Annotated in this window: 27 protein-coding genes and 1 pseudogene; 17 read left to right on the top strand and 11 right to left on the bottom strand. The window is 44.3% G+C overall.

From position 1 onward, the window contains the following. Positions 1 to 78 precede the first annotated feature (78 nt). Both QUB13_RS28805 and QUB13_RS28800 read right to left on the bottom strand, forming a co-directional pair. Positions 79 to 642: pseudogene (locus tag QUB13_RS28805) on the bottom strand (Uma2 family endonuclease); the annotation flags it as partial. Between the two features lie 89 nt (positions 643 to 731). After that, the gene (locus QUB13_RS28800) at positions 732 to 881 is read right to left on the bottom strand and encodes a hypothetical protein (RefSeq protein WP_333388102.1); all 150 of its coding nucleotides are present in this window, start codon (positions 879 to 881) and stop codon (positions 732 to 734) included. 172 nt (positions 882 to 1053) lie between these two features. Here QUB13_RS28800 and QUB13_RS28795 point away from each other — a divergent pair, with 172 nt between their 5' ends. Continuing rightward, a complete protein-coding gene (locus tag QUB13_RS28795) occupies positions 1054 to 1416 on the top strand; it encodes a papain fold toxin domain-containing protein (RefSeq protein ID WP_333388099.1) in 363 nt (120 codons plus the stop codon). A gap of 32 nt (positions 1417 to 1448) precedes the next feature. Further along, positions 1449 to 1832, top strand: a complete 384-nt coding sequence (locus QUB13_RS28790; RefSeq protein WP_333388096.1) for a hypothetical protein — start codon at positions 1449 to 1451, stop codon at positions 1830 to 1832. On the opposite strand, the gene QUB13_RS28785 is transcribed toward QUB13_RS28790, so the two are convergent. Both QUB13_RS28785 and aat read right to left on the bottom strand, forming a co-directional pair. Then, positions 1818 to 4484: an NACHT domain-containing protein gene (locus QUB13_RS28785; protein ID WP_333388093.1), complete on the bottom strand. Its 2667-nt coding sequence runs from the start codon at positions 4482 to 4484 to the stop codon at positions 1818 to 1820. The two genes, QUB13_RS28790 and QUB13_RS28785, sit on opposite strands and share 15 nt — an antisense overlap. 286 nt (positions 4485 to 4770) lie before the next feature. Then, complete coding sequence (gene aat, locus QUB13_RS28780) at positions 4771 to 5349, bottom strand: leucyl/phenylalanyl-tRNA--protein transferase (RefSeq protein ID WP_333388108.1); 579 nt, start codon at positions 5347 to 5349, stop codon at positions 4771 to 4773. Between the two features lie 64 nt (positions 5350 to 5413). On the opposite strand from aat, the gene QUB13_RS28775 reads away from it, so the two are divergent. Together QUB13_RS28775 and QUB13_RS28770 are read left to right on the top strand one after the other, a co-directional pair. Next, a complete protein-coding gene (locus tag QUB13_RS28775; RefSeq protein WP_194008669.1) occupies positions 5414 to 5743 on the top strand; it encodes a hypothetical protein in 330 nt (109 codons plus the stop codon). After that, the gene (locus tag QUB13_RS28770; RefSeq protein ID WP_333388090.1) at positions 5733 to 5855 is read left to right on the top strand and encodes a hypothetical protein; all 123 of its coding nucleotides are present in this window, start codon (positions 5733 to 5735) and stop codon (positions 5853 to 5855) included. Before QUB13_RS28775 ends, QUB13_RS28770 begins: the two co-directional genes overlap by 11 nt. A gap of 120 nt (positions 5856 to 5975) precedes the next feature. On the opposite strand, the gene rpsN is transcribed toward QUB13_RS28770, so the two are convergent. The 4 genes from rpsN to rseP form a co-directional block, all read right to left on the bottom strand. After that, positions 5976 to 6278: a 30S ribosomal protein S14 gene (gene rpsN / locus QUB13_RS28765; RefSeq protein ID WP_333087158.1), complete on the bottom strand. Its 303-nt coding sequence runs from the start codon at positions 6276 to 6278 to the stop codon at positions 5976 to 5978. Positions 6279 to 6424: 146 nt separating this feature from the next. Continuing rightward, positions 6425 to 7069: an endonuclease III gene (gene nth, locus QUB13_RS28760; RefSeq protein WP_333087159.1), complete on the bottom strand. Its 645-nt coding sequence runs from the start codon at positions 7067 to 7069 to the stop codon at positions 6425 to 6427. Positions 7070 to 7229: 160 nt separating this feature from the next. Then, the gene (locus QUB13_RS28755) at positions 7230 to 7967 is read right to left on the bottom strand and encodes a Uma2 family endonuclease (protein WP_333388086.1); all 738 of its coding nucleotides are present in this window, start codon (positions 7965 to 7967) and stop codon (positions 7230 to 7232) included. A 105-nt stretch (positions 7968 to 8072) separates the two neighbouring features. Beyond that, complete coding sequence (gene rseP, locus QUB13_RS28750) at positions 8073 to 9173, bottom strand: RIP metalloprotease RseP (protein WP_333388083.1); 1101 nt, start codon at positions 9171 to 9173, stop codon at positions 8073 to 8075. Positions 9174 to 9483: 310 nt separating this feature from the next. On the opposite strand from rseP, the gene QUB13_RS28745 reads away from it, so the two are divergent. The 4 genes from QUB13_RS28745 (at position 9484) to QUB13_RS28730 (ending at position 15795) form a co-directional block, all read left to right on the top strand. After that, on the top strand, positions 9484 to 10161 hold the full coding sequence (locus QUB13_RS28745) for an ATP-dependent Zn protease (RefSeq protein ID WP_333388105.1): 678 nt from the start codon (positions 9484 to 9486) through the stop codon (positions 10159 to 10161). A 419-nt stretch (positions 10162 to 10580) separates the two neighbouring features. Beyond that, entirely contained in the window at positions 10581 to 10715 is a 135-nt protein-coding gene (locus tag QUB13_RS28740) for a hypothetical protein (protein ID WP_333388081.1), read from the top strand. A gap of 60 nt (positions 10716 to 10775) precedes the next feature. After that, a complete protein-coding gene (locus tag QUB13_RS28735) occupies positions 10776 to 12203 on the top strand; it encodes an MFS transporter (protein ID WP_333388079.1) in 1428 nt (475 codons plus the stop codon). A 1213-nt stretch (positions 12204 to 13416) separates the two neighbouring features. Further along, complete coding sequence (locus QUB13_RS28730; protein ID WP_333388076.1) at positions 13417 to 15795, top strand: GumC family protein; 2379 nt, start codon at positions 13417 to 13419, stop codon at positions 15793 to 15795. Between the two features lie 381 nt (positions 15796 to 16176). On the opposite strand, the gene QUB13_RS28725 is transcribed toward QUB13_RS28730, so the two are convergent. Beyond that, complete coding sequence (locus tag QUB13_RS28725; RefSeq protein ID WP_333388074.1) at positions 16177 to 18636, bottom strand: CBS domain-containing protein; 2460 nt, start codon at positions 18634 to 18636, stop codon at positions 16177 to 16179. Between the two features lie 366 nt (positions 18637 to 19002). On the opposite strand from QUB13_RS28725, the gene QUB13_RS28720 reads away from it, so the two are divergent. After that, positions 19003 to 19677 carry a HEAT repeat domain-containing protein gene (locus QUB13_RS28720; RefSeq protein WP_333388071.1) on the top strand — a complete coding sequence of 225 codons (675 nt, stop codon included), beginning with the start codon at positions 19003 to 19005 and terminating at the stop codon, positions 19675 to 19677. Between the two features lie 79 nt (positions 19678 to 19756). Here the strand turns inward: QUB13_RS28720 and QUB13_RS28715 are convergent, their stop codons facing one another. Next, positions 19757 to 20182 (bottom strand): PIN domain-containing protein, encoded by a 426-nt coding sequence (locus QUB13_RS28715; RefSeq protein WP_333388068.1) that lies wholly within the window; start codon positions 20180 to 20182, stop codon positions 19757 to 19759. Then, on the bottom strand, positions 20182 to 20409 hold the full coding sequence (locus QUB13_RS28710) for a hypothetical protein (RefSeq protein ID WP_194067282.1): 228 nt from the start codon (positions 20407 to 20409) through the stop codon (positions 20182 to 20184). The genes QUB13_RS28715 and QUB13_RS28710 overlap by 1 nt, the downstream gene beginning before the upstream one ends. A 133-nt stretch (positions 20410 to 20542) precedes the next feature. On the opposite strand from QUB13_RS28710, the gene QUB13_RS28705 reads away from it, so the two are divergent. The 8 genes from QUB13_RS28705 to arsS all read left to right on the top strand — a co-directional run bounded on the left by QUB13_RS28705 (position 20543) and on the right by arsS (position 26310). Further along, on the top strand, positions 20543 to 21013 hold the full coding sequence (locus QUB13_RS28705) for a hypothetical protein (RefSeq protein ID WP_333388065.1): 471 nt from the start codon (positions 20543 to 20545) through the stop codon (positions 21011 to 21013). A gap of 209 nt (positions 21014 to 21222) precedes the next feature. Beyond that, positions 21223 to 21477, top strand: coding sequence for a hypothetical protein (locus QUB13_RS28700; protein ID WP_333388062.1), 255 nt, complete (start codon positions 21223 to 21225; stop codon positions 21475 to 21477). Between the two features lie 99 nt (positions 21478 to 21576). Next, entirely contained in the window at positions 21577 to 21936 is a 360-nt protein-coding gene (locus QUB13_RS28695) for an ArsR/SmtB family transcription factor (RefSeq protein WP_333388058.1), read from the top strand. A gap of 116 nt (positions 21937 to 22052) precedes the next feature. Continuing rightward, on the top strand, positions 22053 to 23081 hold the full coding sequence (locus tag QUB13_RS28690) for a PstS family phosphate ABC transporter substrate-binding protein (RefSeq protein ID WP_333388055.1): 1029 nt from the start codon (positions 22053 to 22055) through the stop codon (positions 23079 to 23081). Positions 23082 to 23214: 133 nt separating this feature from the next. Beyond that, positions 23215 to 23892, top strand: a complete 678-nt coding sequence (locus QUB13_RS28685; protein WP_333388051.1) for an MIP/aquaporin family protein — start codon at positions 23215 to 23217, stop codon at positions 23890 to 23892. Between the two features lie 7 nt (positions 23893 to 23899). Continuing rightward, complete coding sequence (gene arsH, locus QUB13_RS28680; protein ID WP_333388047.1) at positions 23900 to 24550, top strand: arsenical resistance protein ArsH; 651 nt, start codon at positions 23900 to 23902, stop codon at positions 24548 to 24550. 209 nt (positions 24551 to 24759) lie between these two features. Further along, the gene (gene arsC / locus QUB13_RS28675) at positions 24760 to 25161 is read left to right on the top strand and encodes an arsenate reductase, glutathione/glutaredoxin type (RefSeq protein WP_333388045.1); all 402 of its coding nucleotides are present in this window, start codon (positions 24760 to 24762) and stop codon (positions 25159 to 25161) included. Positions 25162 to 25323: 162 nt separating this feature from the next. Next, a complete protein-coding gene (arsS, locus tag QUB13_RS28670) occupies positions 25324 to 26310 on the top strand; it encodes an arsenosugar biosynthesis radical SAM (seleno)protein ArsS (protein WP_333388043.1) in 987 nt (328 codons plus the stop codon). Positions 26311 to 26392 lie beyond the last annotated feature (82 nt).

Raw genomic sequence — 26392 nt, 5'->3', positions numbered from 1 at the left:
CACAAAGGAACATAAATTTGATTTCCCCAAAATCTATCAGTACACCTATACATAGAAAATGATTTAGGATTGCTATAGTCGCTCTGCATTCATTTCGGAAGGGGAAAGAAACTTTTCTCCATCAGGTTTATAAATTTCTAACCCTGATTCTGGCAACTCAAACCGCACTCCCAGTCTCGGACTTATCCATCCTTCCATCGGTTCAATTGGTTCTAAGCTTCCTTCAATTCTTTGCCAACCTTCCAACTCATTGATTTCGGGGTCGTAAAGGTAATATTCCTCAAATCCATAGCGATTGTAAAATGAAAGTTTTTTGTGCATTTTTGTATTGCTGTCGTTGTGGGAGCGAATCTCAAAGACGACTTGGGGAGGGATATTATCTTCGCCAAATTGTAGGTAGGAACGGCGATCGCCCTTTGGCCTGCCAAATACCACCATCGTATCAGGTGCTTGAGAAATATCTATTCTTCCCTCAACGGGATACCAGAGTAAATCGGCTGCTACAAAAACGTTAGGGTCATCTTTCAACAGCGACTCGCAACCTTCTTTGATTGTGACAATTAATTTGTATTGAATTGTGCTATCTGCCATCGGTTGACCGTCGCTGCATGGATAAATAATTTCTTCGGTTGTGACTTGCATTGTGGTTGTCTCCGAGAAGTATCTCAGCTTAATTATACTATTTATGATAACTATTTTAAGCTTTTCAAAAGTTAAGATATCTCACTCAATCAATTGTTATGTTGATAAATTAGGTCAGCGATATGTTCTTTGGCTTCTTCGGATAGTTGAAAGTTGATAATTCTTTCGGGAGTTGTGCCGGCGGCCAAGAACTTAACTATTTCGGCGTAGGCTTGGGGTATTTTAGTGGCTACAGTCATAATTTTGTTTTTCCTTTTTTTATTTATATCACATCAAAAGCGATCGCTCGCTATTTTATGCTAGAGTATTATATTATTAGACATCTAGTGAATAGCCAGTCAAGGGGAGGCAAGATGTCTACCCCACGGGAATTGTTGGAGATGTCTATTTGTCTAAGCTCTTGGTAAAGAGATGAGCTATTTGTCAAGTTTAGAGATTTATCGAGAGATTGGAAATATAGTCAGTCAATTTAAAATTCTTGAATGCGATCGCTGTGCTACTGCTGTTATGGAATGGCTAGAACAACAAGGGATTCAGGGAAAGATTCTCAGACTGAGAACAAAGTATCAGGATGAGGATTATATCATCAGCGAACGTCTAGAAAGTCAGGGAATTACAGAATCGATTACAGTTAACGGCAAACATTACGGGGTTGAAGTTCGAGGTCTAGTGTTTGATAATCTCTCAACAGATGGAATGTCAAAAGAAGAGTGGGTTAAGGATTTTCACTCTCCGAGCGACCAATTTGTTGTAGAAGAAATAGAAAATTTGTAAAATAGAACTGTTGGTTAAAATCAGAGGTCAAAATGAGTGGATTATTTGATATTATCGAAAAAATAAAAGCTAGACCGGGGATGTACATTGGGAAATGTTCAGTTAGCGATTTGTTTGTGTTTTTGGCTGGCTATAAAACAGCTAGGCGAGAATTTGGGATTGAGCCAAGTGAACAGGAAAATGAGTTTTATGGGGAGTTTCAGCCTTGGTTGCAGAAACGCTTTAATGTACAGTCGGTGAATTCTTGGGCGAAAATTATCATGCTTTATTCAGTAGACGAAAAGGAGGGATTTGAGTATTTTTTTCAGTTGCTGGATGAGTTTTGGCGGCGGAATGAAAGTTTACAGGTTGATGAGGTTGATGTTAATGCAGAAAAGGCGATCGCAAATAAGATCGATCGCTCATTGGCGCTCTAATTTTGCCAATTCTTTCTGGGCAAATTCGCGGGAAAATTCGTCAGACTCGTTCTGAGCGCGATCGCGGAGGATTTCTAAAGTTTGAGGGCGATCGGGATATAACTCAATCATAGCTGCAAGAGCTGTTTGCCGCGGGTTACGCCAACGGCTCTTGCCGCGATGATCGAAGGGGTCATTGATAGCAACGTCGCACAATAACTCAAATAATTCTGGGTCATCTTTCCACCCCCCTGCTAATTCTTGTACTGCTGCAATTCGCACATCCCCATCATCGTCTGAGTGAGCCAGTTGTTTGAGCCAAGGTAAGGTTTCTGGGTCATCTTTCCAAGTGGCTGCAACTGCTGCTACTGCTGGTCTGTTAATTTGATAAACTCGTTGGTAATATCCTAGAGGTTTAGAACCAGTGATATTTCCGTATTTAGTTAACTCTTTAACTCGATCGCGCAATTGACTAGCAATAACAGCAATATCATTTCTATTCTTGACTTCTGAAACACCCTGCGCCGCCAAAAACAGATTGCTAAAATTTTCCGCTTCCCCATCTTCACCAATCAAATATTCCAGAATGTCACTTGTAAATTTAGCATCCAGCATTCCCGCCAGTAAACGTAACACTTCATGCCAAGACTCATCTGGCCAGTGTTCCCGATAAACTTCAATCAATCCATCTAAATCAAGGGTTTTTTGTTTTTCAAATTGCCGCACTAACTCCCAAGCACAAAAATATTCCAAAAACGTGCGATGGACAAAAGCAAAATAATCCTCATTGTATCCACCCAAGAAGCACAAAATAAAATTGCGTTCCCGCAGTTGGTCTACTATCAACTTAGCACAAGTAGTTGCCTCAGCTCCCATCAACCCGCTCAAAGATTCAGTAATAGTCTGTCGCAAATCATCGCGACTGATAATATTTCCGGCTAATCCTTTACCACTCGACTGCATTTTGTAGGCAATTCGCCCGCAGATACTTTGTTTGGTTTCTTCATCAATTAAATAAGGATCTATTTTATTATGACCTAACTTTTCCTTAACCTCAAAATCCCATTTATGCAGCAGCACTTTTGAGGCTTCTTCATAGAGTTTAGCTCGAAAGCGTGGTAACTCCTGATTGCGATTGAGAATTGCCATCATCGTCAGCAACAGCGGATTTCCGGCTAATTCTAGAATCGCCCTCGATTCCGAAATTGCTTTGTCCAATCTTTCTAAACTTGCAGCTTTTTTGTATCTGTCTGTAAACGTCAAATCGTGCCACTTCTGGATAAATTCTTTAATCTGTTCCAGTTCAAAATCTTGCAGCATGAAGTGATGAAATTCAGCATTTTTTAGCCGTTGCTGCTGGTAGCCAATCACGCGAGAAGTGACAATCACTTTCACCGTTGGATAGGTTTGAGTGAAGTTATGAATTTGGTCAACAATACGATTGCGTTTTTGCACCTCAAAGACTTCATCTAGCCCGTCAAACATGACGACAGCGCGGCCAGCTTGCAGCCATTCGTGCAAAATAGATTTGTTTAAATGCCCGATCCAACTAGAACCGCGCTCCATAAATTCTAGAAAATTATTGCACTCTTTTTCATCTCTACTGCGATTGTACTTTCGCAATTCAATCAGTAAGTGAATGGGTTGAGATGACAACTGATTTGGAGACAGTTTGGCCCACTGAAGCGCCAGGTATTTTAAGAGGGTTGATTTGCCGGAACCCGGATCGCCGAGAATGACTAGATAAGGGTAATTGACATCATCAATTACTTCCAAAACTGAGCGAGTTTGCTGTTGAGTGTAAGCTTGCTGGTAGCGTTCCAAATCTTCGGGACGGACTTCGGTGGCAATGTCTCCCCGTTCCCGCAATAGCTTTTGAATCTCCTTTGGTAATTCATAATCTTTCGGCAAATATTCTTGACACGATCGCGCATTTTGGGGAATAAATATTTCTTTAACTGTCAGTCGTTCGTACTGTTCACCCGTAATATGTAAATTAGCTAAATCCAAATATTCATATTGTTGTCGCAGTCCTTCTTGATACTTTTCTAGCTCAAACCCAACCGGAATCGGAGCAATTGCTTCGAGAGATTGATTTATGCTATCAATGTTCTGACTGTCGAGAAATTCTCGTAGTTCCGCATTTTGCTGTCTAATTAATTTAACACTTGCCAGATATTTTTCGGTCACTCGTTCCCAACTAAACGCATGGGGCAGCGAGGGAGTTGGTTGATCCTTAAAAAGATTAGAAGGTACGATCCGAGTGAACGTGGGCAAATTCCGTCGCACCGGATGTTGTAATGTCAAAGTTTGCCAAGACTGATCTAAGAAGATAGCAGTATCTAAAACCCGACAATTCCCTTGAAACGCACTTCCCAAAACTTGCAGCACTGGAGGTTGTTCGATAAATTGTTGTTTTAAAGGTTGCAGATATTGCTGAATCTGTTTTTTATCTAAACCCGATCGCTCTAATTCCTGCTCTAAAAATATGCGAAAGTCTTTCAGGGCATCGCGAACAGCATCTTTAGCGAAGGGCTTTTTTGCAAGTCCTTCAACATCTTTAATCCAGTCTTTAAAAAAATCTTTAACGTAGTCCTCTAAAGTTGCTATTCCCAATCCCGTCAAAATAGGTGGCACCACCCACTCCAAAATCGTGATGACTGTTTCTATCATTGCTTTTTGCTCGATCGCCTTTAATATTCAACATTATACCGCGGCTGAAAATTTGAGCTATGGCTAAGGACACGCTGTGTATATTTCTAGGGCTTAGGCATAAATATCAAAGAAACCGGGTTTTTAACCAGGTTAAAGGCTCAGATGCAGCGTTTTCGGGAAAACACCCGGTTTCTGGACTCCCTACCAACCTTCATAAGCGGGTTTTTCATCAGTTAAAGGCTCAGATGCAATGTTTGTGGAAAACACCCGGTTTGTGAGCTCCCATGCGTAAATCCTATGTTAGTTAAAATAACGAGCAGCGGCGCTTCAAAGCTTCTTGCAAAAGAGTGTTGTACAGTTTTTCCTTAACAGTATAAGCGCCGAATCTTTCCAAGTGGGGATTGTTCATTTGAGCGTCAAAAAGTAGATAAGATCGATCGCGCAATCTCTCCACCAACTTCACCATCGCCACCTTAGAACCCTCGGGAATTCGGTAAAACATCGATTCCCCAATAAACGCACCGCCGATCGACAATCCGAGAATACCACCCGCCAATTCGTCGCCGCACCAAGTCTCGAAGCTGTAAGCCCAACCGGCTTCATACAAACCCCAGTAAATCTGCTTGAGTTCCTTAGAAATCCAGGTCGTTTCGCGATCGGCACAACCCTCAACCACCGCCCCAAAATCGCGATTTACAGCCACTGAAAACCGATTTTGATTGAGTTGGCGGCTCAGCGATCGCGGATAGGTAAATCTTTCATCTAGCGGTATCAGCGCCCGCTGACGGCTCGAATACCACCCCAAACTCTCCTCGCCGTCATTTGCCATCAAGAAGTAGCCTTGCGCGTATCCCTGTATAATTGACGGTATATCATATTGCATATATTTATCAGTTGTCATTTGTCCGCTAACTTTTCCAAGTCAACATTAGCAATTAGGAATAATCATGTCTGAAACCATCGAACCTATTACCTTACCGCCCGCCCAAAACCCCGAACAAGAAGGTCAGTGGCTCCAACAAACGCTGCTCGCATGGCTAGACTCCGAGTTTATCCCAGAAGCTGCCAACCAGCAAATAGCTAAAAGAGCTGCCCAAATCTATGTCCGCCAGCGTATGGAAGGCGAAAACGACGTGGGCAGCCTCGTAATTGCGATCGTCACCGAAATGCAGGCCTATGATTTTTCTAAAAGCTTTTACGGCGAATTTGCGATCGCCAATGCCGTCAGCGACTTATTACTCGAAAGTCTCGGTATCGATAAATGCTGTGGCCAGTGAAGGAAGAAGGAAGGAAGAAGGAAGAAGGAAGAAGGAAGAAGGAAGAAGGAAGAAGGAAGAAAGTCTGAAACAAAAATTAACCCTAAAATATAATCTTGCCGATTATTCATAAGTTTTTCTTCATTCCTTCTTATTTCTTCCCTCTCTCGCGACGATAACTAAACCCTTCTTTCTTCTATCCATTAAATCCGTTACGAAATACGAAATCCGTTGCCGAACTTCGTTCTTTCTGCTACCAGCTAGACTTCACAACACCGGGCAAAAGACCTTCGTGAGCCATTTCTCGCATCACGTTGCGAGACAGTCCGAAGTCGCGATAGTAACCTCTGGGCCGTCCTGTTGCCCAGCAACGGTTCCGCAAGCGAGTCCGCGAACTGCTGCGGGGTAGCTGTTGAAGTTCCCGGTGAATCGCCATTTTGTCCATCTGATTCGCAGCTTGGTCGAACTGGTCTTTCAGGTCAGCGCGCTTGTCAGCGTACTTGTCTACGAGTGCTTGGCGCTTTCTTTCGCGCTCGATCATGCTCTTTTTAGCCATAACTCAGTTTATATCCTTAGATAAATCACGATCAACTATTTTACTATATTTTGGTCATTTCGGATCGCTTTTATTTAAATTACTTTTTTTGTTGACAATATTTTTAACCACAGGCATCTTGCTTGTTCCTGAAAATAGTGCAACATCTAACTATTAGCAGAAGGGCACAAATCTGCAAGTTCGCAAATATTGCAAATCGGCTTTCTTGCATTACAAACCGCCCGACCGTGATAAACTAACCGAATCGACCAATTTTCCCAATCCGGCTGCGGCAACAATAGCATCAAATCCCGCTCGATCCGAATTGGATCGGTATGTTCGGTCAATCCCAATCGTTGACTCAAACGCTTGACGTGGGTGTCTACTGTCACGCCCATATGAATACCAAAAGCGTGAGCGAGAACGACATTAGCTGTTTTGCGGGCAACTCCGGGCAATTCTAGCAGCAGTTCCATTTGCTGCGGTACTTGATTGTTGAATTTGTTGACGATCGCCCAACAAGCAGCTTTAATATTTTTAGACTTATTTCGGTAAAAACCAGTCGATCGCACCAGACGCTCCAATTCATCTAAATCAGCATTTCCCAAAGCCTCCGCATCGGGGAAACGCTCAAACAAGGCGGGCGTTACCAGATTTACTCGCTCATCCGTACACTGAGCCGAGAGAATCGTCGCCACCAACAACTGCACCGGAGTTTCGTAGTTGAGAGTGCAAGGAGCTTCTGGATACAGGCGTTTGAGGCGAATCAGAATTTCGAGCGATCGTTGTTTTAAACTTAACTTTTTAGTCATTTGTTATTTGTTATTTGTTAGTTGTTATTCGTTATTCGTTAGTTGTTGTTTGTTAGTTGTTATTTGTTATTCATATCAAAAACGGTTTGTAGTGCGGACACTAGGAGGCACTACGAATCTTACTGATTGCGGTCAATGGATCGAAGTTAATATTAGTCATTTACAACTGGCTGAGGTCGATTCCCATGTCTCGGAGTCTCGCTTCTAGAGCTTGCGAGCGCGATCGTTCTTGTTCCAGCATAGTTTCTGCCTGTTCGGCCCTTTGCCGTTCTTGTTCGGCCCTTTGCCGTTCTTGTTCGGCCCTTGATTCTGCTTGCTCTCGAAGTTGAGCGAGTTCCACAAAACTCACAAACGGTGTGCCATCAGGCCTGAATATTTGTAGTTCAGTTTCTGATAGCTGAAACCGCACTCCCATTCTGGGACTTACCCAGCCGTTCACTTCTTCGATTGGTTCTAATCGTTCCTCTCGACGCTCCCATATAGTTAAATCCAGATTTGCTGGATCGTACAAATAATATTCTTCTACGCCGTATTGTTCATAAAATCTCAATTTTTGCAGCATCGGACTCAGGCGATTTCCCGGCGACCAAATTTCAAAGGCGACTTGCGGCACAATGTGATCTTCGTTCCACTGCTGGTAGGAGCCTCGATAACCTTTCGGTCTTCCGAAGGCTACCATCACATCTGGCGCTTGAGAAATTTTGTTATTTCCTTCTACTGGATACCACAGTAAATTTCCCGCAACAAAAACATCAACCACGCTCGCAAATAACAGTTCTAAATTTTCTTTAATCCACACAATTAATCTAAACTGTTCGGTATTGTCAGACATTGGTTCGCCATTATCATCTGGGTAGATAATCTGATATTTTTCGGGAGATTGCAGTTGTTTAATCATTGCTGTTTTCCCCTAATTTACTGGTTATTTTATATTATTCAACAGTCATCAGCGTTGTAATGACTAATGACTGCTGACTAATGATTGATGACTGACGACCAATGACTACTGCTGTCGAAGATTTCGCATCAAATCGATGCCTGCCAAATTAGCAGTATCGCGAACAATCAAGAAAATTCCCAAACCTAGCAACAGCATCAAACCAGTCTGCATCACATTTTCCTGAATGCGGTTTGGCAAAGGCTTGCCCCGCAGTCCTTCTATTAACAAAAAAGCTAGCTGACCGCCATCCAAAGCAGGTAAAGGCAAGATATTAATCACAGCCAAATTGATGCTAATTAACACGGCAAACTGAAACAAATTCGCTGCATCCGATCGCGCAATCCCTGCACCGGCCGCCACAATTGCCACGGGCCCGGACAACTGTTTTGCGGTTTGACCGAAATTGGTAACTAACTGCCCGAAACCTTCCACAGTCAGCACTACAATCCGCTCAAATTCAGTCGCCGCCATGCTAAACGCATCTAAAATTCCCGCCCGATCCCGCACCACAGTTCCGTTAGAAGTTAGCTGCACGCCAATGCGGCCTTTACCGTCGGGGGACTTTTCGGGAGTGACTGTCACCAGAAATTTTTGTTCTGCACGCTGAATTTCTAACGCTAGGGGTTGGTTGGGATGATCTTGGATTGCTGAGACTAAAGATTTGATTGCTTCGCGGGAAGCGCCCAATTCCTTGCCGTCAACGGACAGAACAATGTCGCCCGATCGAATTCCCGCTTGGAAGGCGGCCGAACTTACTTCTGCTGCGACTTCCGGGACTTTAACTCCCGGTAGGTAGTTCATGGATGCTGCGCCGACAGTGGTCAATTGCACCACCAGCAGGAAGTAAGCAAAAATCAAGTTGGCAATCACCCCGGCGCTAATTACGATCGCCCGATCGAGTACGGGGCGATTTCGCAGCAAATTCGGGTCATTGGGGGGAATATTGCTTTCTGGATCGTCATCCGGGAAACCCACGAAACCTCCCAGGGGAAAGGCGCGGATGGCGTATTCTGTTTCCGGGCCTTGGTACTTCCACAAGATGGGGCCGAAACCGATAGAGAAGCGGTTGACGTGAATGTGTTGAAGTCTCGCCGCCAAGAAGTGGCCGAGTTCGTGAACGACAATCAAGATACCTAAAACTGCGATCGCTGCCAAAACTGACATGAAGGATTCCACTAACACTTTTACTTTACTTTGATTTATTTTAATATCTTTTTAATATAGGTGGCGGACGATCGGCAATTTTCAGTCAAACTAGAAGATGGTATGTTTTTTTCGGAAGTCCCGGCCGGTAAGCGATCGGGCTGATGTAACTTTTCGCCTTTCTGAAGAAAGAAGGAAAAAAAATAATTCAACCGATGCCCTGTTTGGCCGATGCCCTGTTTGGCCGATGCCCTGTTTGGCCGATGCCCTGTTTGGCCAATTTCCTATTACAAATTACCCATTACCAATTCCCCATTACCAATTCCCAATTATGAAAGACACTTCTTTGAATATTATCGCTATTTCGATCTTCGCCATCACCGTTTCCATAATATTGGGCCCTTTATTCAACTTGCCAGAAGCCGTACCTGCGATCGCCACTTTTTGCCTATTAGGGCTAGCCACCCTCGACACTTTCCAGTGGCAAGGTCAAGGGGGTACAATTTTAGTAGATTTGCTTGGGGGAAGTTCCAAACAAAAGCGCGATCGCATCCTCCACCACGAAGCCGGGCACTTCCTAGTCGCCCACCTGTTAGGAATTCCCGTAAGCAGCTACGCCCTCAGCGCTATTGAAGCCTTCAAACAAGGTCAAACAGCCCAAGGCGGCGTCCGATTTGAAGACGAACAACTAGCATCTCAACTCCAAAGTGGCACTCTTTCATCCCAAATTTTAGACCAATATTGTACAGTGTGGATGGCCGGAATAGTAGCCGAAAAAATTGTTTATGGCAGCGCACAAGGCGGCGTAGAAGATCGCACAAAAATCCGCGCCATCCTCACACAACTGCGCCGTCCCAATTCCGAAATTCAACTCAAACAAAACTTAGCTTCCATGCGAGCCAAAAACCTACTCGAAAACCATAAATCAGCTTACGAAGCCCTAGTTGAAACAATGGAAAAAAGAGCAACAGTTGCTGAATGTTGCGACACAATTCAACAAAATTTGTAGCACAAAAATTGCGCCCCCTTGCCTGACCGATCCCAGTTTTTTCGTAGGTCGATCGCTAAAACTCTGATTCGACCTACAAACCGGGTTGAGGATTTAATACCAAATCTGAGTTTGTCATCCCCTCGATCTTCTGACTCTTCTCTTTCCTCTTTTCTTCGCGTTCTTTGCGTCTTCGCGGTTCCATTATCAAGGGAGTATTTTACCCCAATGTGGTAGTAAGAGCATACATATTATCGGATTAACAACTCATGTAAAAACCAAAACATTTCGCAACAAAACGGCAAACAGCGAACAAAAAATCACAAAAAATGCTGTAGCTGTTCCGTTTCGGCATCTGCCTCCAATAGTGCGGTGTCGGTGTCAGCGAACTGGGCACAACACCGCCAATACAAATAAACGCTATTTGCAACATAGCAAAAATGCTTTACTTGCTCGATGCAAAAGATATTGACGAATCAGCGATTATACTTGGGAAGCATTTGTTGATCGACTATCAATTACGCATTATTCAGAATCATCCCGATCGCCCAAAAAAACTTAGTATTGCGGCATAGCGTGAGTTATACTCCTACTGCAAAGACTGCGACTGCCCAAAAATCCCGAAACAAAAGTTTATGAGCAACACTTCCCCGCCTGAAGCAGCAGCCAACAACCCTGAAACAAAAAAACTCAGTTTCTCAACAAAATTAGCTTACGGTGCCGGCGACCTAGGGCCGGCAATTACGGCGAATGTTCTGGTATTTTTCCTGCTGTTTTTCTTTACTAACGTAGCAGGTTTGGCTGCGGGTACTGCTAGCAATATTTTGTTAATCGGCAAGGTTTGGGATGCCATAAATGACCCGATTGTGGGGGTTTTGAGCGATCGCACATCTCATCGCTGGGGCCGCCGCTATCCTTGGATAGTTTACGGCGCAATTCCTTTCGGCATCTTCTTCTTTTTGCAGTGGATTGTTCCCAGCAAAGATCCTACGATACTGTTTTGGTACTATGTGGCGATCGGCATTTTATTTAACACCGCCTACACCGCCGTTAACCTGCCTTACACCGCCCTCACTCCAGAATTAACCCAAGACTACAACGAACGCACTAGCCTTAACAGTTTTCGGTTTTCTTTCTCCATCGGCGGCAGCATTTTGTCGCTAATTATAGCGCAAATTATCTTTGCAATAGTTAAAGATGACATCCAAAAATACTTAGTATTAGGCGCACTTTGTGCAGTGATTTCAGTGTTGCCTTTGTACTGGTGCTTTTTGGGAACCCGAAAACACGTTTTATCTCAATTGCAAGAACATCCAGTAGAGGACAGTTCAACTTCCTTGCCGCTGAAAGAACAGTTGCGGATTGCATTTAACAATCGTCCTTTTTTATACGTAATTGGAATTTATCTCTGTTCTTGGCTGGGCGTGCAATTAACTGCTTCTATTTTGCCCTATTTTGTCATCAACTGGATGAAGTTGCCGCCAGCAACTTTTACCCAAACTGCGATCGCCGTTCAAGGCACGGCACTCGCCATGTTATTTGTTTGGAGTAAAGTCAGCGAGCGATACGGCAAAAAAGCTGTTTATTTTATGGGCATGAGTTTGTGGATTATCGCACAAGCCGGACTGTTTTTCCTGCAACCGGGACAAGTAGTCCAGATGTATTTGTTAGCAGTGATGGCCGGGGTTGGAGTTTCCACTGCTTATCTCATACCTTGGTCGATGATACCGGATGTGATTGAACTCGACGAACTCCAAACAGGAGAAAGACGTGAAGGCGTGTTCTATTCGTTTATGGTGTTGCTGCAAAAAATTGGTTTGGCATTGGGCTTGTGGTTTGTAGGACAAGCATTAGAACAAGCTGGATTTCTGGCCACAGTTCAGGGACAGGCTGCTCCAATACAGCCGGATTCTGCGCTGTTTGCGATTCGAGTCGCGATCGGCCCCCTGCCCACAATTGCTTTAATTTGCGGCATGATTCTCACATATTTTTATCCAATTACCCGCGAAGTTCATGCAGCAATTTTGTTGCAGCTTCGAGAAAAGAAAGCACAGGAGCGCTAAGCAAAGATTCAGCTAAGTGGAATGAGTAAACTCAAAAAGTAACAACTACCAACAGCTAATCTGGGTGATATCTATAGCTATCTTCCCATCAATTGCAAACTCTTTCTTGGCTCTGACTAATTGGAGTTTTCTACTCGTTACCAGGCTCTGCCTCCCTAATCTTGTGCGGAGGCAGATACTCTAAATATGGGTTCTTTTCCCAGAGCCTGGGAAGCAGTTATAAGTTGTAGGGTGCGTCGCTCGTTTAATCTGGCGCTCCAGGGCGAGAGTTGTTCAGGGCGACGCACCCTACGTTGACTTAAGGGCTCTCCTGGGTTTATGGTGTATATGGTATCAAGCACAACTGTTCGCGATTCTGTGATGCCCTCGGAGTAAGGATATGCGGTTTGTTTATCACCACAAAATCAGGAGAGCCGACTTAAGTAAACGGTATTGCCCTATAACCTAATTTTTCTAAGCAAAAACATCACATTCTCGATCGCGCTTTGCCCCGATACAAACACCCACAAGTTTGAGCTTTTCGAGATGTCGATCGACTTTGAACTGGCCAGTTATTAATTTTTATGTATGTACGGCACTATTTAGAGTAGTATGTGATATACTTATCCCGACAAATAAGTCGAGCGATTTAAGCAGTCATCCAGCTCGTCAAAAAGTTTATTATTAAAATAAAAGACAGATTTTTTTCGGAAATTGATTCGATTAGTTACAGTTCAAAAAATCTGCTGAAGGCTGCTAATTATATCTATCTGCAAAATGGCCAACTTTTTAGTCGGTCAATTAGCGTATAATTTAACAGATGCTACAGTTGATGCCTGACAGAAAAGTGGCAGAATAGAGGAGAAGGCAATAGCAGCGCGATCGGCTGCTGAGGTGTGAGGGCAAATTGTAAAATTTTGGTAAAGTTATCGCGCTAGAGGCGATCTCAGCGACATCCTAAAAAGTGGGTACAGCCACCCAGAAACCCAGAAGATAAGCACAACACAGCAGACAACAATACAGTCGGATACAACTCTCAAGCAATTAGTAAAAAAACTTTTGCAGCAGGCAAAACATAGGAATTTAGTTATTTTTGTATATGATGTGAAAGTAGTGAGAATTATTAGCGGGAACTAGAACTGACAAACCAATAATCTCCTGTGATATCCTGAAGTCAATGGTGAAAGTATCAACCATAAGGGTCGCACAACAGAGCTGATTTTACCAAAAAAATATGAAAGAGGTCAACATGGAAAAAGAACAGGACGCTCATCTCGTACCCATTAGCAACCAGAGCAGACAGGTGCAGCAATTTTCCGTTGACGAGGGAGAAGAGTTAGGCGCGCAGCCTCAAAAAGGATTGAATCTCAACCCGTTGTTTAGGACTCTCGGGCGCAAAGCCCTAGTCATCCTTGGGATTGTCTCTCTAGCAGGCGGTGGAATTTATTTTCAGATCAAGCAAAGCAAGAAAACATATCAAGGCAATTTTCGGCTGCTTGTGGAACCCGTGACAACGGAGGCAAGAATTGCTGACCCCGCTGCTCTAGCCAATCGCAGCGAGGGTGGGGGAGTGCCCAGTCGAGATTTTTTTAGTTTGGACTACGCAACTCAACTGCAAATTCTCCAGAGTCCTGAGATGCTATCGGCTATTACGAAACAAGTCCAAAAAAAATATCCAAAAATGACTGAGGAACTTCTTAAAAAAGGATTACTCGTTTTGCGCCTCGGAGAGAATGAGCTGACGCAAACTAAAATTTTAGAAGTTAGTTTCATGGGCCAGGAACCTGAAGAAATTAAGTTTGTTTTACAAGAAACTAAAAAGAAATATTTAAAGTACAGCCTTGACGAACGCAAGAGTCGCATTGGTGAAGGAGTTAAGTTTATTGAAAACCAGCTTCCGGGACTTAGCAAGCGCGTAAATGACCTGAAGTCGGATTTGCAGGTGATACAGCAGCAGCAAAAAATTACAGATCCTAAAGAACAAGGCGCGCAATTGATCGAGCAAGTTCGCACCGTAGAAACTTTAGAGTTAGAAACTCAAAGGCTGTTGCGGGAACAGAAAACGCTGTACGCTAACTTGCAAAAGCAATTAGATTTTACACCAAATGAAGCTATTGCCGCTTCAGCTTTAAGCGAAGAACCTCAATATAAAGAGTTGCTGACCAAGGTTAAGGAAGTAGAAGGTCAGATTGCTGTAGAAACAGCTCGTTTTAAATCTGCTAACCCGATAGTGGAAGCTTTAGAGCGCAAGCGGGCAAATTTAGTAGCTTTGCTCAACCAGCAAACTGAGCGAATTTTGGGGCAAAATTTAGTAGGCCCTGAAGCCAATGCTAAAGTTCAGAATTTTCAAAATTCGATTCGCATAGGCTTGATCAAACAATTGGTTGATACTGCTAACCAAGTTCAAGTTTTAGAAGCTCGCAGTCAGGCGATCGCCCAAACAAAAAATGATTTGAGCCGACAAGCAAGAGAATTTCCCAGTATAGCTCGTCGCTACAACGAACTGCAACAGCAATTAGACATAGCCGCCCGCACCCGCGATCAACTTTTAACTCAGCGAGAAACTCTGCGCGTCCAAGCAGCTCAAAGCCAAGTACCTTGGGAAGTAATTTCTGAGCCCCGGATACCGCAAGATCCTAAGACTGGCGATTATATTCCCGTACCCTCGAAAAATGCCAACAAATTTTTTATGGCAATTGTTGGGGGGCTAGTTTTGGGTGTGGGAGTGGCTATCCTGATTGAAAAGTTCCGCAATATTTTCTACTCTGCTGATGATGTTAAAGATGCGTTTGATGCACCTTTATTGGGAGTGGTTCCTCGGGACAAAAATGCTAAAAAATTTCCGCCTTCTATTGCTAATTCCTATACTTATCTTGAAAAGAAAGAGGGGGATAAAAAAGTTGCTTCGGAATTTATAGAAGCTTTTGACTCTCTTTATACTAATATTCGCTTTCTTTCTTCAAATCGAACTATTGGATCTTTGGCAGTTGGTTCGGCTACAGTTGGCGAAGGTAAATCTACCGTTGCTTTAAACTTAGCTCACGTTGCAGCGCTGGCGGGCCAGCGAGTGCTGTTAGTAGATGCCGATTTGCATTCGCCCAGCTTGCACTTCCTCTTGGAACTGCCTAATCTAAAGGGATTGAGCAACTTGCTCGACGACAGTAAAAACCAACCAAATGAAATTATCCAGCGATCGCATCTAGAAGATAATCTTTTTGTATTAACTGCAGGTCTTCCTATTCCTGGTGTTGCTAGACGGCTTGCTTCATCGGGGATGCAGTATTTAATGGATGAACTTCACGCAACATTTGACTTAGTTATCTACGATACGCCACCGCTGGTTGACAGTAAAGATGCGAATTATTTAGCGGCGCGCACAGATGGAATGCTAATGGTTGTAGCACTTCGCAAGACCAAGTTTTCTGTAGTCAAAAAAGTTTTCAGTCAATTAGAAAATTTTGGCATACCCTGCTTGGGTACAGTTTCCAATAATCCCACCAAAGGTAAGAAGTATCAAGCATCTAAATCATTAGCTCTGGAAGATAAAAATGAATATTTAAATTTTATACCAGTAGAGTCTGGCATCCGCAAACTAGCTCCGAAAAAAGAGTGATATCATCTCGGAAAAGGACGACAATCATCAGATTTGTTTGAGCGTTTGGAGTTGAGTCTTCAAATGGATGATATCATCTCCGGTCGATTGACCGATATCACATTAGTCCGCACTACGAACCAACCGTTTTTGTTATTAATCTACCGGACATGATATGAGGACTAAACTCCGAAAAAGTCAACGTTTACAGATTTTCAGACTCTGGTTAAATTTTCCAGATTAATTTGTGATATCAAATCCTCTCTTCATCGGAATAGTAAATTCGCTGTTGACTGTTGACTGTTGACTGTTGACTGTTGACTGTTAACAGTTAACATCATGAGGAGTGCAACCGGAATTGATATGAGGTAAATCTCAAAGCTTAAATCGACTGGTGGCGGACTAATTTTCATCGGGGTCAATAGGAAATGTTACGGTAAAATTAGTCCAGCCATTGCTGCTTTCTACGTCAATTTTGCCCTGCAACTGTTCGACAAGTTTTTGCACCAAAGCTAAACCCAAGCCTGTACCTCCTTGTTTCCAGGGGTCAGCGTTGGGAACTCGATAAAATTTATCAAAAATTCGGGGCAATTCCTGTATAGAAATGGACGATTGATTGCTGAGTTTAAATTGGATGAAGGAAGTCAAATCAGTTGCTGGGATAGAATTTTTTCCGCTTCCGACCTCTTCCCAGTATCCATTTTTGCACTCAACCTTGAGAGAGATTTCGCCGTCATTGGCGGTATATTTGCAGGCATTGTTGAGGATTTCTGCTAAAATTCGTCCCAAACTAGCGCGGTTGGAACTGATCGTGGGGAGGTGAGAATCGCACTCAAATCGCAAATGCTGGTGGCGGTTCTGGGTGCGGGTGTAAAATGGCTCGATAATCGCAGGTAGCCAGACTTCTAAGTTTACTGGTTCGAGATCGATCGGGCAAGCTGCTGCTTCGAGGCGCTGCAAATCGAGCAAAGCATTAATCAAATCGGTTTCTCTAGTACATTCGGTTTCTAAAATTTCTAAATAAATCTGCCGTCGGTCTGGTGTGGGAGAAACTTTCAGCATATGAATAGCCATTTTCATATTAGCTAAAGGCGTGCGTAGTTCGTGAGAAACTGTGCTGAGAAATTCATCTTTGAGAACGTTTAAATGCTGGAGTTCCTGCACTTTTTGCTGCAATTGGGCGGTGCGTTCTTGGACTTGGCGTTCGAGGTCGGTGTTGAGATTTTGTACTTGCTGGTAGAGTTGGGCTTGCTGAATGGCGATCGCAATTTGAGTTGCCAGTTGCAGCAGCAAATCCACTTCCGAAGGTTGCCACTGCCGCGATTTAGAACACTGATGGACGCACATCACGCCCCACAAATTGCTGTCTTGCAAAATTGGTACAATCAAATAAGCTTTGATTTGCGCTTGCTGCAAGCGTGCAGATGTTTCGGCATTCAAATTAGCTTGCTCGATGTCGGGGACGGCGTATATTTCCTGTTCGATCGCGAATGCAGATTCATGCCACATTGTATCTGGCATGATTTCTCCCAAGATCGAAGACCACTGGGACGCAACGGATTCTGCCACGACAATGCCCAAATCCTTCGACTCCAAACGCACGATGGCTACTCTGTCGGCGTGCAGAACTTGCCGGACTTCATCGACGCTGGCGTTAAGAATTTCTTCGAGGTTTAAGGATTGGTGAATCCGCAAGGAAATTTGAGTTAGCAGCCGATCGCGCTGCACCTGTTCGTGGAGTTTAGCAGTCCGTTCGCGCACCTGCTGTTCCAATTTGGCATTGCGGCTTTGCAGCAGTTCCAATTTTTCTGCTTGCAGTTGATAAACCGACTGCTGCAACTGTTTGACAACTCGGTACATTTCTGTCGGATCGAGGACTCGGAGCAAGTTAGTTTGGGTAATAATTCCCAATAGTTCTCCGCGCCCTCCGCACACCACCAACCGCTGCACTTGTTGCTGCTGCATTTGTTTGTGCGCCGTCCACAGGGAATCGGAAGGTTGCAGAAACTGCAGGGGAGTTCTCATGACTTCTTGAGCTAGGGTTTGCTCGAAATTTACTTCGAGAAACAGTGCCTGCACGATGTCGTATTCGGTAATAATTCCCAGAGGTTGCTGAAAGGAATAGTGAAAAATGGAGGTATAGTCATCTTTGGGCTTCTCCATTGTCAATTCTTTGTTTGTTGTAATGACTACGCAACTGACTTGATGCTCTGACATCAGTTCGGCTATGCTCAGCAGCGACGCGGTGTGAGGCGCTGTAATTGGCGTAGTCATCAATTCTGCTACCCGCCGCAATTTCAGAATGTTTGAAGGCTGCAATACTTGGCGAATTCTTTCCCTAGTGAGCACTCCTACCAAGTGGCGAAATTGATTGACGATCGGCAAATAGCGAATTTTGTGCTGGCGAAATAAGGATAAAGCGCCGAACACGTCTTGATCCTCGGATGCTTTGAGGACAACCGACACCGGAGACATGATGTCGGAAATTGGTATTTTCTGCGAGGCTCCTTTTTTCTGAGTGTCTATTTTGCCAGAAGCGATGGGCCTCACTAAGTCGGCGGGAGTTAATATCCCCAGTAACAGCCCGCGGCTGGGGTTGTCGGATAAGTTGTCTGTGGTAATAGTCTGCTGGTCTTGCACCACGAGCACGCAGTAGGCCCGCACCTGTTCCGGCGGGGAGACTTCGGTCATCGCCCCCGGTTCTGAGGGTAAAGGTGTTTTGGTTAGGGGACAACTATTCTCCAACTGACTCATCAGGGCGATCGCCGCTGCTAAGGAAGTATCTGGTACGGCGGTTAGCGGGTAGCGGTCGATCGCCTGTTCTAATGCTGAGGAGTAAAAGGGTGGGTGGTAAAAGGACATAATTGATGGGGCAGGTTGTCAGAGGGCGGCTAATACCATTTTCGATTGTGGATGGGAAATGATTGATTGTATAAGGGTTTGGAGCGCAGGCTACCGAGTTGCATTTTGGGGGAAACTGGTATAAATATCGGCAAAGCGTTAGGGAATGACAGAAACACCAGAAACACCAGAAACACCTAGCCTGTGCTTGGGATTTTAATAATAGACTTTCTAATTGATTATTTCCATTAATCCGAGTTTTCGATCGATAGTGCGATCGGTTTACAATTTCAAATGGGGGCGGTTTTTACTGCCTGCTTTTAACCGGAGACTCACTTATAATCAAAATAACCAGAATGTAAAGTTTTACTACAAGATTTACCGATAATGACAACTTTAAGCTTAGAGCAAATTGCAGCCAAGTTAGAAAGCGAAAATTCTGCCGATCGCATGGTAGCTTTGGCTAACTTGCGGAACGTCCCTGCAGCAGAGGCTGTACCTTTGATTAAAAAGGTGTTGAACGATCGAAGTTTGCAAGTGCGATCGATGGCTGTGTTTGCTCTCGGAGTCAAACCGACTCCTGAGTGCTATCCCATTCTAGTCAAATTACTAGAAACTGAACCTGATTACGGCATTCGGGCTGATGCTGCGGGTGCTTTGGGCTATCTGGAAGATATCCGAGCTTTTGAGGCTTTGGTGCGCGCTTTTTATGAAGATACTGAATGGCTGGTGCGCTTTAGTGCTGCTGTTTCTCTGGGAAATCTCAAAGATCCCCGAGCTCGCGACGTGCTGCTGAAAGCTCTCGAATGCGAGCAAGTAGTGATTCAGCAGGCGGCGATTTCGGCTTTGGGGGAAATTAAGGACATTGGCGCGATCGATCGCATCCTCGATTTTGCTCAGTCGGAAGATTGGCTGATCCGCCAGAGGCTGGCTGAAGCTTTGGGGAATTTGCCTAGTGTTAAAAGTGTCTCTGCTTTGAAATACTTAGAAAAAGACAGCAATTCTCAAGTATCTCAAGCCGCAACAATTTCTCTCGATCGCCTTTCCAAAGCAGAAGGATAACAGATACCGATACTTTTGTTGTAAGTGTTTCATTTGGGCGCTTTTAAGGCGGCGATGAAACACCGATCGCCTAATTTATTCAGCCCTCTGCTAGGTCAAACCGATTTCTCAGTTCTTGAGGCGACAAAACGGAAATCGGCGACCCTGCGAATCCATTCACATCCCGAGTAACGATCGCCTCTAACTCTAACTCGATCGCACACGCTATCTGCACCGCATCTTCAAAATCCGGCAATCCCAGCCCGATCGCTTGCTCCAGAATCTCTCGATCCACCGCACAAATTTCCATTAATGCCAACAGTCGAGTGACAGCAGCTATCGCAGCTTCAGAACTCTTGGTTTGTCGTCCCACCAAATAATGCACATCCGTAACCGTTGTCGCCGACATAAACCCTTCAATTCGCCCCGATTCAACTGCATTCAGTAAAAAAGCAGCATCCGCTACAAAAGGTTCGCGGGCCAGCATTGCATCCAGTAAAACATTGGTATCAAATAAAACTTTCATCAGAGATACTTTTGCACTAACCGCTCATCTAACATTGCCTTTACTTCGGCATCTGTAGGTGGTGGCGCGTCCGTTTTCGCAATGCCAATTAAACTCGCGGCTAAACCCTTCGGCTTCACCTTCGATCGGGGTTTCGGTTGGAGCGATCGCATCAAAGCATTAATTAACTGCCATCGCTCCTCGGCAGACAACCTCAGTGCTCGGTCTTGAAGTTCGCGTAACGTCATAGTAATTATCTTTGACAGAAAGCATTGGACAAGCAGCCAAGTATATAAATACCCCCGCTTCAAAATTTTAGCGCCTCAAGTGATATAATGTCATCTTCTTAAAAACACTTAATTTTTCGAGAGAGGGAGTTAAATGCCCTACAGTCAATTTAGCGTCGAACAAATTAAGACAAATTTTGGCATAACCTTGAATAGAACGGTTGGCTTGTTTGCCGACATTCCCGAAATAGAACCGAGCACTTTTTTGCAAGAAACTTTGCAATTCAATCTGCCTTTAGCGCTAGAAATTAATTCCGAGAAAGCTCGCTCAGAGCTAATTGTCGCGCCAATATTAGTTGAAATCAAAAAAAGGCTACCGCAACGGATGAGTTTATTTTTAGGTCGAGAATTCAATGTAGACGCTGCTAGGGGTTTGAGCGGTTATTGCGATTTTCTAATTAGCCGATCGCCAGAACAGCTTGTCATAGAATCGCCAGCGCCTTTGTGGAAGCCAAAAACGACAACATTCAATCCGGCTGAGGAGAGTGCACAGGGGGAAACATGGCAGCACAAATATTTAACCAGCGTCGCGAACATGATATTCAGACAATTTATGGAGTTTTGACAACTGGGAGTATCTGGAATTTTTTTTAAGTTAGAAGGAATTGCGAGCGAGATTGATAAAGAGGAATTTTTTATCAAAAATGTTGCTAAAATTATCGATATCTTAATAAATTTTATAGATTCTTGAGTAAAACCAGAAGGTATTATCTAAGGCGATCGGGCAAATCGCAAGTTAAAATAGTTGTTGACATCCTTTAACCAAAGCCAGCCATGAATCAAGCACCCAATCCTTTTAACTCAAATCCATCGAATCCGCTAGACCCCTTGGATCAAGAACTTGACGAGCAAGGTCAAGAGTTGCCGAGCAAGTACCACCCGGCTACTAAAAAAACTCTGCAAAAAGGCTTTCTCATCCTGATAGTTGTCGGGGTAGTTGTTGGGGGAATTCTATCTGTAGGGGTGATTTCGCTGATGCAGAAAGCGGGACTGACAGATGTGCCGGCAAGGGTACAAAATCCTAAGTAATATCCAGTCGGAAGGATCTCTCGATGCTGAATACATCGATTTTATCGGATGAAGCTTGAGAAACTATGATGTGTTGGATGGATGTTTTCAAAATAATTGATGCTTAAAAATTCTACGACTGCACCCGATCACATTCCACAGCGAGAGATTTCGGAAAAACTTGTCTCCGCAGGCTTTCACGCTCTTTCTGACCCCCTGCGGATTCAGATTTTGGAGTTGCTGCGGGAACAGGAGTTGTGCGTGTGCGATTTGTGCGATCGGCTTTCTGTCCCTCAGCCTAAACTCTCTTTCCACCTCAAAGCCTTGAAGGATGCAGCTTTAGTCCGCAGCCGCCAAGAAGGCCGCTGGATTTACTACAGCCTCAATCTAGCTCAGTTTCTCGCCCTGGAACAGTACCTGTCGGAGTACCGCCGCTTTAGCCAGATCCTGCCGGCGCGCCCCTGTTCCGACGCTGGTTAACCCATCAACATTTATTAATATGTTTATTACCTATTTGTCTTCTCTCATACTTGACATATCAAATTTTATTGATATGATTTGACTGTACCCCTTAGTTATGGCATTGGGTGAGGTCAATGAACCCAGCAGAAAAGCCCCAGGTTTTCGCACTAAGTATAATTGCTTTGACCATAGGTGCGATCGGGCTTCTCAACTCCTGCGGACAAGTCCAGTCGCCAGAATCGCAAAGCATTAAAATAGACGGTTCCAGCACCGTTTATCCAATTACGGATGCGATCGCCAAAGAATATCAAAATACCAATCCCCAAAAAGCATCAATTACTGTTGAATTCTCCGGTACTGGTGGAGGATTTAAAAAGTTTTGTGCGGGCGAAACTGACATCAGCAACGCCTCGCGACCCATCCGCCCAGAGGAAATGGAAGCCTGCAACAAAGCAGGCATCCGCTACTACGAATTACCTGTCGCATTTGACGCGCTCACAGTAGTAGTCAATCCCAAAAATGACTGGGCAAAAGACGTTACTGTAGAGGAATTGAAAAAGATTTGGGAACCCGCCGCCCAAGGAAAAATTACCCGCTGGAATCAGATTCGACCCAATTGGCCAAATCGATCTATAACCCTTTACGGTGCAGGCAAAGATTCCGGTACATTTGACTACTTCACAGAGGCCATAGTAGGTACTGCTAAAGCCAGTCGCACCGACTATACAGCTAGTGAAGACGACACAGTTTTAGTGCAAGGAGTTATTAAAGACGAAAATGCTTTGGGTTACTTTGGATTTGCCTATTACGAAGACAATCAAAGTCAATTGAAAGCTGTAGCTATTGACAGGGGCAAAGGAGCAGTGCTGCCCTCGCGCGAAACTGTAGAAAAAGCTCAATATAACCCCCTGGCACGACCTTTATTTATCTATGTCAACTACAACTCGGCTCAAAATAAAGTAGAACTACGTAAATTTGTAGAATTCTACATGAAGAAAGCTCCGACCTTAGTGAGTTCTGTGGGTTATATTCCTTTACCCACACAAGGGTATCAACTAATTTATCAGCACTTTTACAATGGCAAGGTGGGGACAGTTTTTGGTGGCAAAGCTCAGCTTGACTCGACAATTGGGGAGTTATTGAGGCAGCAGGCAACTTTTTAGGTATCATTGGGAATCTGTCAAGTGTTTTAGCTTGTTAGCTGTTAATCTAGATTGGTAACTAAAATCTAAGAAGAGAGGTAAATTTATCACGGCTCGACTCAATGTTCAAACAGTTTCTAAGACAGCAAGCAGCTTGTTATCACCGGAGTGCACGCGAGAGGCGATCGCCGAATTTCTAGGTACATTTATTTTGGTTTTTGCAGGCACCGGCGCTGTGATGGTTAACCAAATTAGCGGTGGTTCCGTAACTCATTTAGGCGTCAGTTTTGTATTTGGTGCAGTAGTATGTGCCATGATTTACGCGATCGGACACATCAGCGGCGCGCACTTTAACCCAGCCGTAACGTTAGGATTTTGGGCGAGCGGGTTTTTCCCAAAATACAAAGTTTTGCCCTATGTTTTGGCGCAGTGTGCGGGGGCGATCGCAGCTTCCGCGCTGCTGTTAATTACTTTAGGAAAAGTGGCAAATCTCGGTGCAACTATCCCTCTTAACGGCAACTGGTTGCAGTCTCTAATTTTAGAAACAGTTCTGACTTTTATCCTGATGTTTGTAATTCTGGGTTCGGGACTTGACAGGCGCGCTCATATCGGCTTTGCTGGGATAGCAATTGGGTTAACTGTAGGCTTAGAAGCTGCATTTATGGGGCCGATTACCGGGGCGAGCATGAATCCGGCGCGATCGCTCGGGCCTGCGTTAATTGGCGGCTTTTGGGAACACCACTGGGTTTACTGGGTTGCTCCGATTTGGGGCGCGCAGTTAGCAGTCGCTGTTTACCGACAACTATCTAACGGATTTCGGGATTTCAATTAAAACTATCATGGAAAAATTCACACACAAACCGAGAATTTTGTTTTTATATGGCTCTTTGCGAGAGCGTTCTTACAGCCGTTTATTAGCGGAAGAATCGGCTCGAATTATTGAGGGATTCGGTGTCGAAGTTAGGTTTTTTCATCCTCAAGAATTGCCGATTTACGGCAGCGTTCCCGATACGCATCCGAAGGTTCAGGAATTGCGGGAATTGAGTTTGTGGTCGGAGGGTCAAGTGTGGTCTAGTCCAGAAATGCACGGCAATATTACTGGCATTATGAAAAATCAAATTGACTGGATTCCTTTAAGTATTGGGGCTGTCAGACCCACCCAAGGTCGAACTTTGGCGGTGATGCAAGTCAGCGGCGGTTCTCAGTCTTTTAATGCTGTCAATACTTTGAGAATTTTGGGCCGCTGGATGCGGATGTTTACGATTCCCAATCAGTCTTCGGTTGCGAAGGCTTATCAGGAGTTTAACGAGGATGGGACGATGAAGGATTCGCCTTTCCGCGATCGCGCGATCGACGTGATGGAGGAACTGTACAAGTTTACCTTGCTGTTGCGGGAGCAAACGGACTATTTGACCGATCGCCACAGCGAACGCAAGGAACAAGCCGCTAAGGAGGCGATCGCCGTTGCAAATCGCGCCCTAGTTAATTAAGGCGATCGAAACATCAGGCGATCGAATTACCCGGCGATTGAAATCGCGGCTACAAAAACAAAACCCGCCTGCGCGGGTTGAAGAATCAAGAATTTCTCTTCAGTCCACGGAGGTGGACTTCGGTTGTGTAGCCGCGGTTTCTAACCGCCGGGGCCCTAACAACTCACAAATCACAACTCACAAATCACAACTCACAACTAACAAAAACCATGAAAAAAGTAATGTTTGTTTGCAAAAGAAACTCCTGCCGATCGCAAATGGCAGAAGGATTCGCTAAAACCATCGGAGAGGGCAAAATTGCTGTCAGCAGTTCCGGCTTAGAATCAAGCAGAGTTCATCCGACAGCAATTCAAGTCATGTCAGAAATCGGCATTGACATCACAGATCAAACATCCAACCCACTAAGCGAATTCAATGCAGAAGACTACGACGCAGTAATTTCTCTGTGTGGCTGCGGCGTAAATTTACCCGAAGCGTGGATATTGCGAGAAGTATTTGAAGATTGGCAACTCGATGACCCCGACGGACAACCTATCGAAACTTTTCACCGCGTTAGAGATGAAATTAAAGCACGAGTTGCAAAATTAGTTAACTCTCTCAAACCAGATTAATGTCGAAAATATCACCCTTGGGTTGCGGGTTGCGATCGATTATCAACGGACTGATTTTTAACCTGTCGCTGTCGCATCCAAAGAATTAGTGCTAAATTATGAGAGGCGTTCCGGCCGATCGCCTCTCAATCCGTTGCGAGCACAGACCGAAAAATTTAGCACATGATTCAGACAGCAATCACGCCTTTCAAAAACAAACTAAACTCAGCTTTAACTAAAAAGCAGATTACAGTTTTACAAATTAATCTCGGAAAACGCTGCAACCTCGCTTGCACTCACTGTCACGTAGAAGCTAGCCCGAAACGAACAGAAGAAATTTCCCCGGAAATTTGCGACCAATTAATTGAAATTATTCGTCGCTTTCCTCAAATTCAAACTGTTGACCTCACTGGCGGCGCTCCCGAGATGCTTTACGGTTTTAAACCCTTAGCAGAAGCAGCAAGGGCAACAGGTAAAGAGGTAATTGTTCGTTCTAATTTAACGATTTACTTTGAAAAAGGTTTTGAGGATATTCCTGAATATTGCGCGCAGCAACAACTCAGAATAGTTGCATCGCTTCCCTGCTACCAAGCTGACAATGTTGACAAAATGCGCGGTAGCGGTGTTTTTGACAGTTCGATTCTGGCGCTGCAAAAGCTGAATCAGTTGGGATACGGGAAAAACCCAAATTTGATTCTGGATTTGGTGTACAATCCGCAAGTGCCGACAACAGATAAGTTTTCGCTAACAGCGGAACAAGGCCAGTTACAGCGAGATTATCAAGTTTATTTAGCTGAAAATTTTGGGATTTGTTTTAATCACTTGTTCGCGATTACTAATTTGCCTGTGGGACGGACTAAGTTTCATTTGGAACATAAGAAACTTCACAAGCCTTATCTGGGGTTTTTGGAGGATAATTTTAATCCCGGTACTGTGGCTCATTTAATGTGCCGCAATGAATTGTCGATCGACTATTTGGGCAATGTCTACGATTGCGATTTTAATCAAATGGAAAATCTGCCGGCTAAAACTCGCAGCGGGGAACAGATAACTGTTGCTAAATTGCTGGAATCTGGCAGTTTAGATGTGATTCCAGAGGTGCAAACTGCGGCTTATTGTTACGGTTGTACGGCTGGTTCAGGTTCTAGCTGCGGCGGCACTTTGACTTGAGAAGGAAGAAGGAAGAAGGAAGAAGGAAGTTCGGCAACGAGCAATGTACGGGATGTAACGGATGTAACGGATGTAACGGATG

This window comes from Microcoleus sp. B4-D4 (assembly GCF_036705185.1).
GTDB lineage: Bacteria > Cyanobacteriota > Cyanobacteriia > Cyanobacteriales > Microcoleaceae > Microcoleus.
The sequence above is the reverse complement of the archived record's forward strand: the minus strand, read 5'-3'. Positions and strand labels throughout refer to the sequence as shown.

Excerpts from the sequence above, each read along its gene's own strand:
- QUB13_RS28800 (WP_333388102.1), bottom strand. The coding sequence starts at position 881 with ATGACTGTAGCCACTAAAATACCCCAAGCCTACGCCGAAATAGTTAAG.
- QUB13_RS28795 (WP_333388099.1), top strand. The coding sequence starts at position 1,054 with ATGAGCTATTTGTCAAGTTTAGAGATTTATCGAGAGATTGGAAATATA.
- QUB13_RS28790 (WP_333388096.1), top strand. The coding sequence starts at position 1,449 with ATGAGTGGATTATTTGATATTATCGAAAAAATAAAAGCTAGACCGGGG.
- QUB13_RS28785 (WP_333388093.1), bottom strand. The coding sequence starts at position 4,484 with ATGATAGAAACAGTCATCACGATTTTGGAGTGGGTGGTGCCACCTATT.
- aat (WP_333388108.1), bottom strand. The coding sequence starts at position 5,349 with ATGCAATATGATATACCGTCAATTATACAGGGATACGCGCAAGGCTAC.
- QUB13_RS28775 (WP_194008669.1), top strand. The coding sequence starts at position 5,414 with ATGTCTGAAACCATCGAACCTATTACCTTACCGCCCGCCCAAAACCCC.
- rpsN (WP_333087158.1), bottom strand. The coding sequence starts at position 6,278 with ATGGCTAAAAAGAGCATGATCGAGCGCGAAAGAAAGCGCCAAGCACTC.
- nth (WP_333087159.1), bottom strand. The coding sequence starts at position 7,069 with ATGACTAAAAAGTTAAGTTTAAAACAACGATCGCTCGAAATTCTGATT.
- QUB13_RS28755 (WP_333388086.1), bottom strand. The coding sequence starts at position 7,967 with ATGATTAAACAACTGCAATCTCCCGAAAAATATCAGATTATCTACCCA.
- rseP (WP_333388083.1), bottom strand. The coding sequence starts at position 9,173 with ATGTCAGTTTTGGCAGCGATCGCAGTTTTAGGTATCTTGATTGTCGTT.
- QUB13_RS28745 (WP_333388105.1), top strand. The coding sequence starts at position 9,484 with ATGAAAGACACTTCTTTGAATATTATCGCTATTTCGATCTTCGCCATC.
- QUB13_RS28740 (WP_333388081.1), top strand. The coding sequence starts at position 10,581 with ATGCTTTACTTGCTCGATGCAAAAGATATTGACGAATCAGCGATTATA.
- QUB13_RS28735 (WP_333388079.1), top strand. The coding sequence starts at position 10,776 with ATGAGCAACACTTCCCCGCCTGAAGCAGCAGCCAACAACCCTGAAACA.
- QUB13_RS28730 (WP_333388076.1), top strand. The coding sequence starts at position 13,417 with ATGAAAGAGGTCAACATGGAAAAAGAACAGGACGCTCATCTCGTACCC.
- QUB13_RS28725 (WP_333388074.1), bottom strand. The coding sequence starts at position 18,636 with ATGTCCTTTTACCACCCACCCTTTTACTCCTCAGCATTAGAACAGGCG.
- QUB13_RS28720 (WP_333388071.1), top strand. The coding sequence starts at position 19,003 with ATGACAACTTTAAGCTTAGAGCAAATTGCAGCCAAGTTAGAAAGCGAA.
- QUB13_RS28715 (WP_333388068.1), bottom strand. The coding sequence starts at position 20,182 with ATGAAAGTTTTATTTGATACCAATGTTTTACTGGATGCAATGCTGGCC.
- QUB13_RS28710 (WP_194067282.1), bottom strand. The coding sequence starts at position 20,409 with ATGACGTTACGCGAACTTCAAGACCGAGCACTGAGGTTGTCTGCCGAG.
- QUB13_RS28705 (WP_333388065.1), top strand. The coding sequence starts at position 20,543 with ATGCCCTACAGTCAATTTAGCGTCGAACAAATTAAGACAAATTTTGGC.
- QUB13_RS28700 (WP_333388062.1), top strand. The coding sequence starts at position 21,223 with ATGAATCAAGCACCCAATCCTTTTAACTCAAATCCATCGAATCCGCTA.
- QUB13_RS28695 (WP_333388058.1), top strand. The coding sequence starts at position 21,577 with ATGCTTAAAAATTCTACGACTGCACCCGATCACATTCCACAGCGAGAG.
- QUB13_RS28690 (WP_333388055.1), top strand. The coding sequence starts at position 22,053 with ATGAACCCAGCAGAAAAGCCCCAGGTTTTCGCACTAAGTATAATTGCT.
- arsH (WP_333388047.1), top strand. The coding sequence starts at position 23,900 with ATGGAAAAATTCACACACAAACCGAGAATTTTGTTTTTATATGGCTCT.
- arsC (WP_333388045.1), top strand. The coding sequence starts at position 24,760 with ATGAAAAAAGTAATGTTTGTTTGCAAAAGAAACTCCTGCCGATCGCAA.
- arsS (WP_333388043.1), top strand. The coding sequence starts at position 25,324 with ATGATTCAGACAGCAATCACGCCTTTCAAAAACAAACTAAACTCAGCT.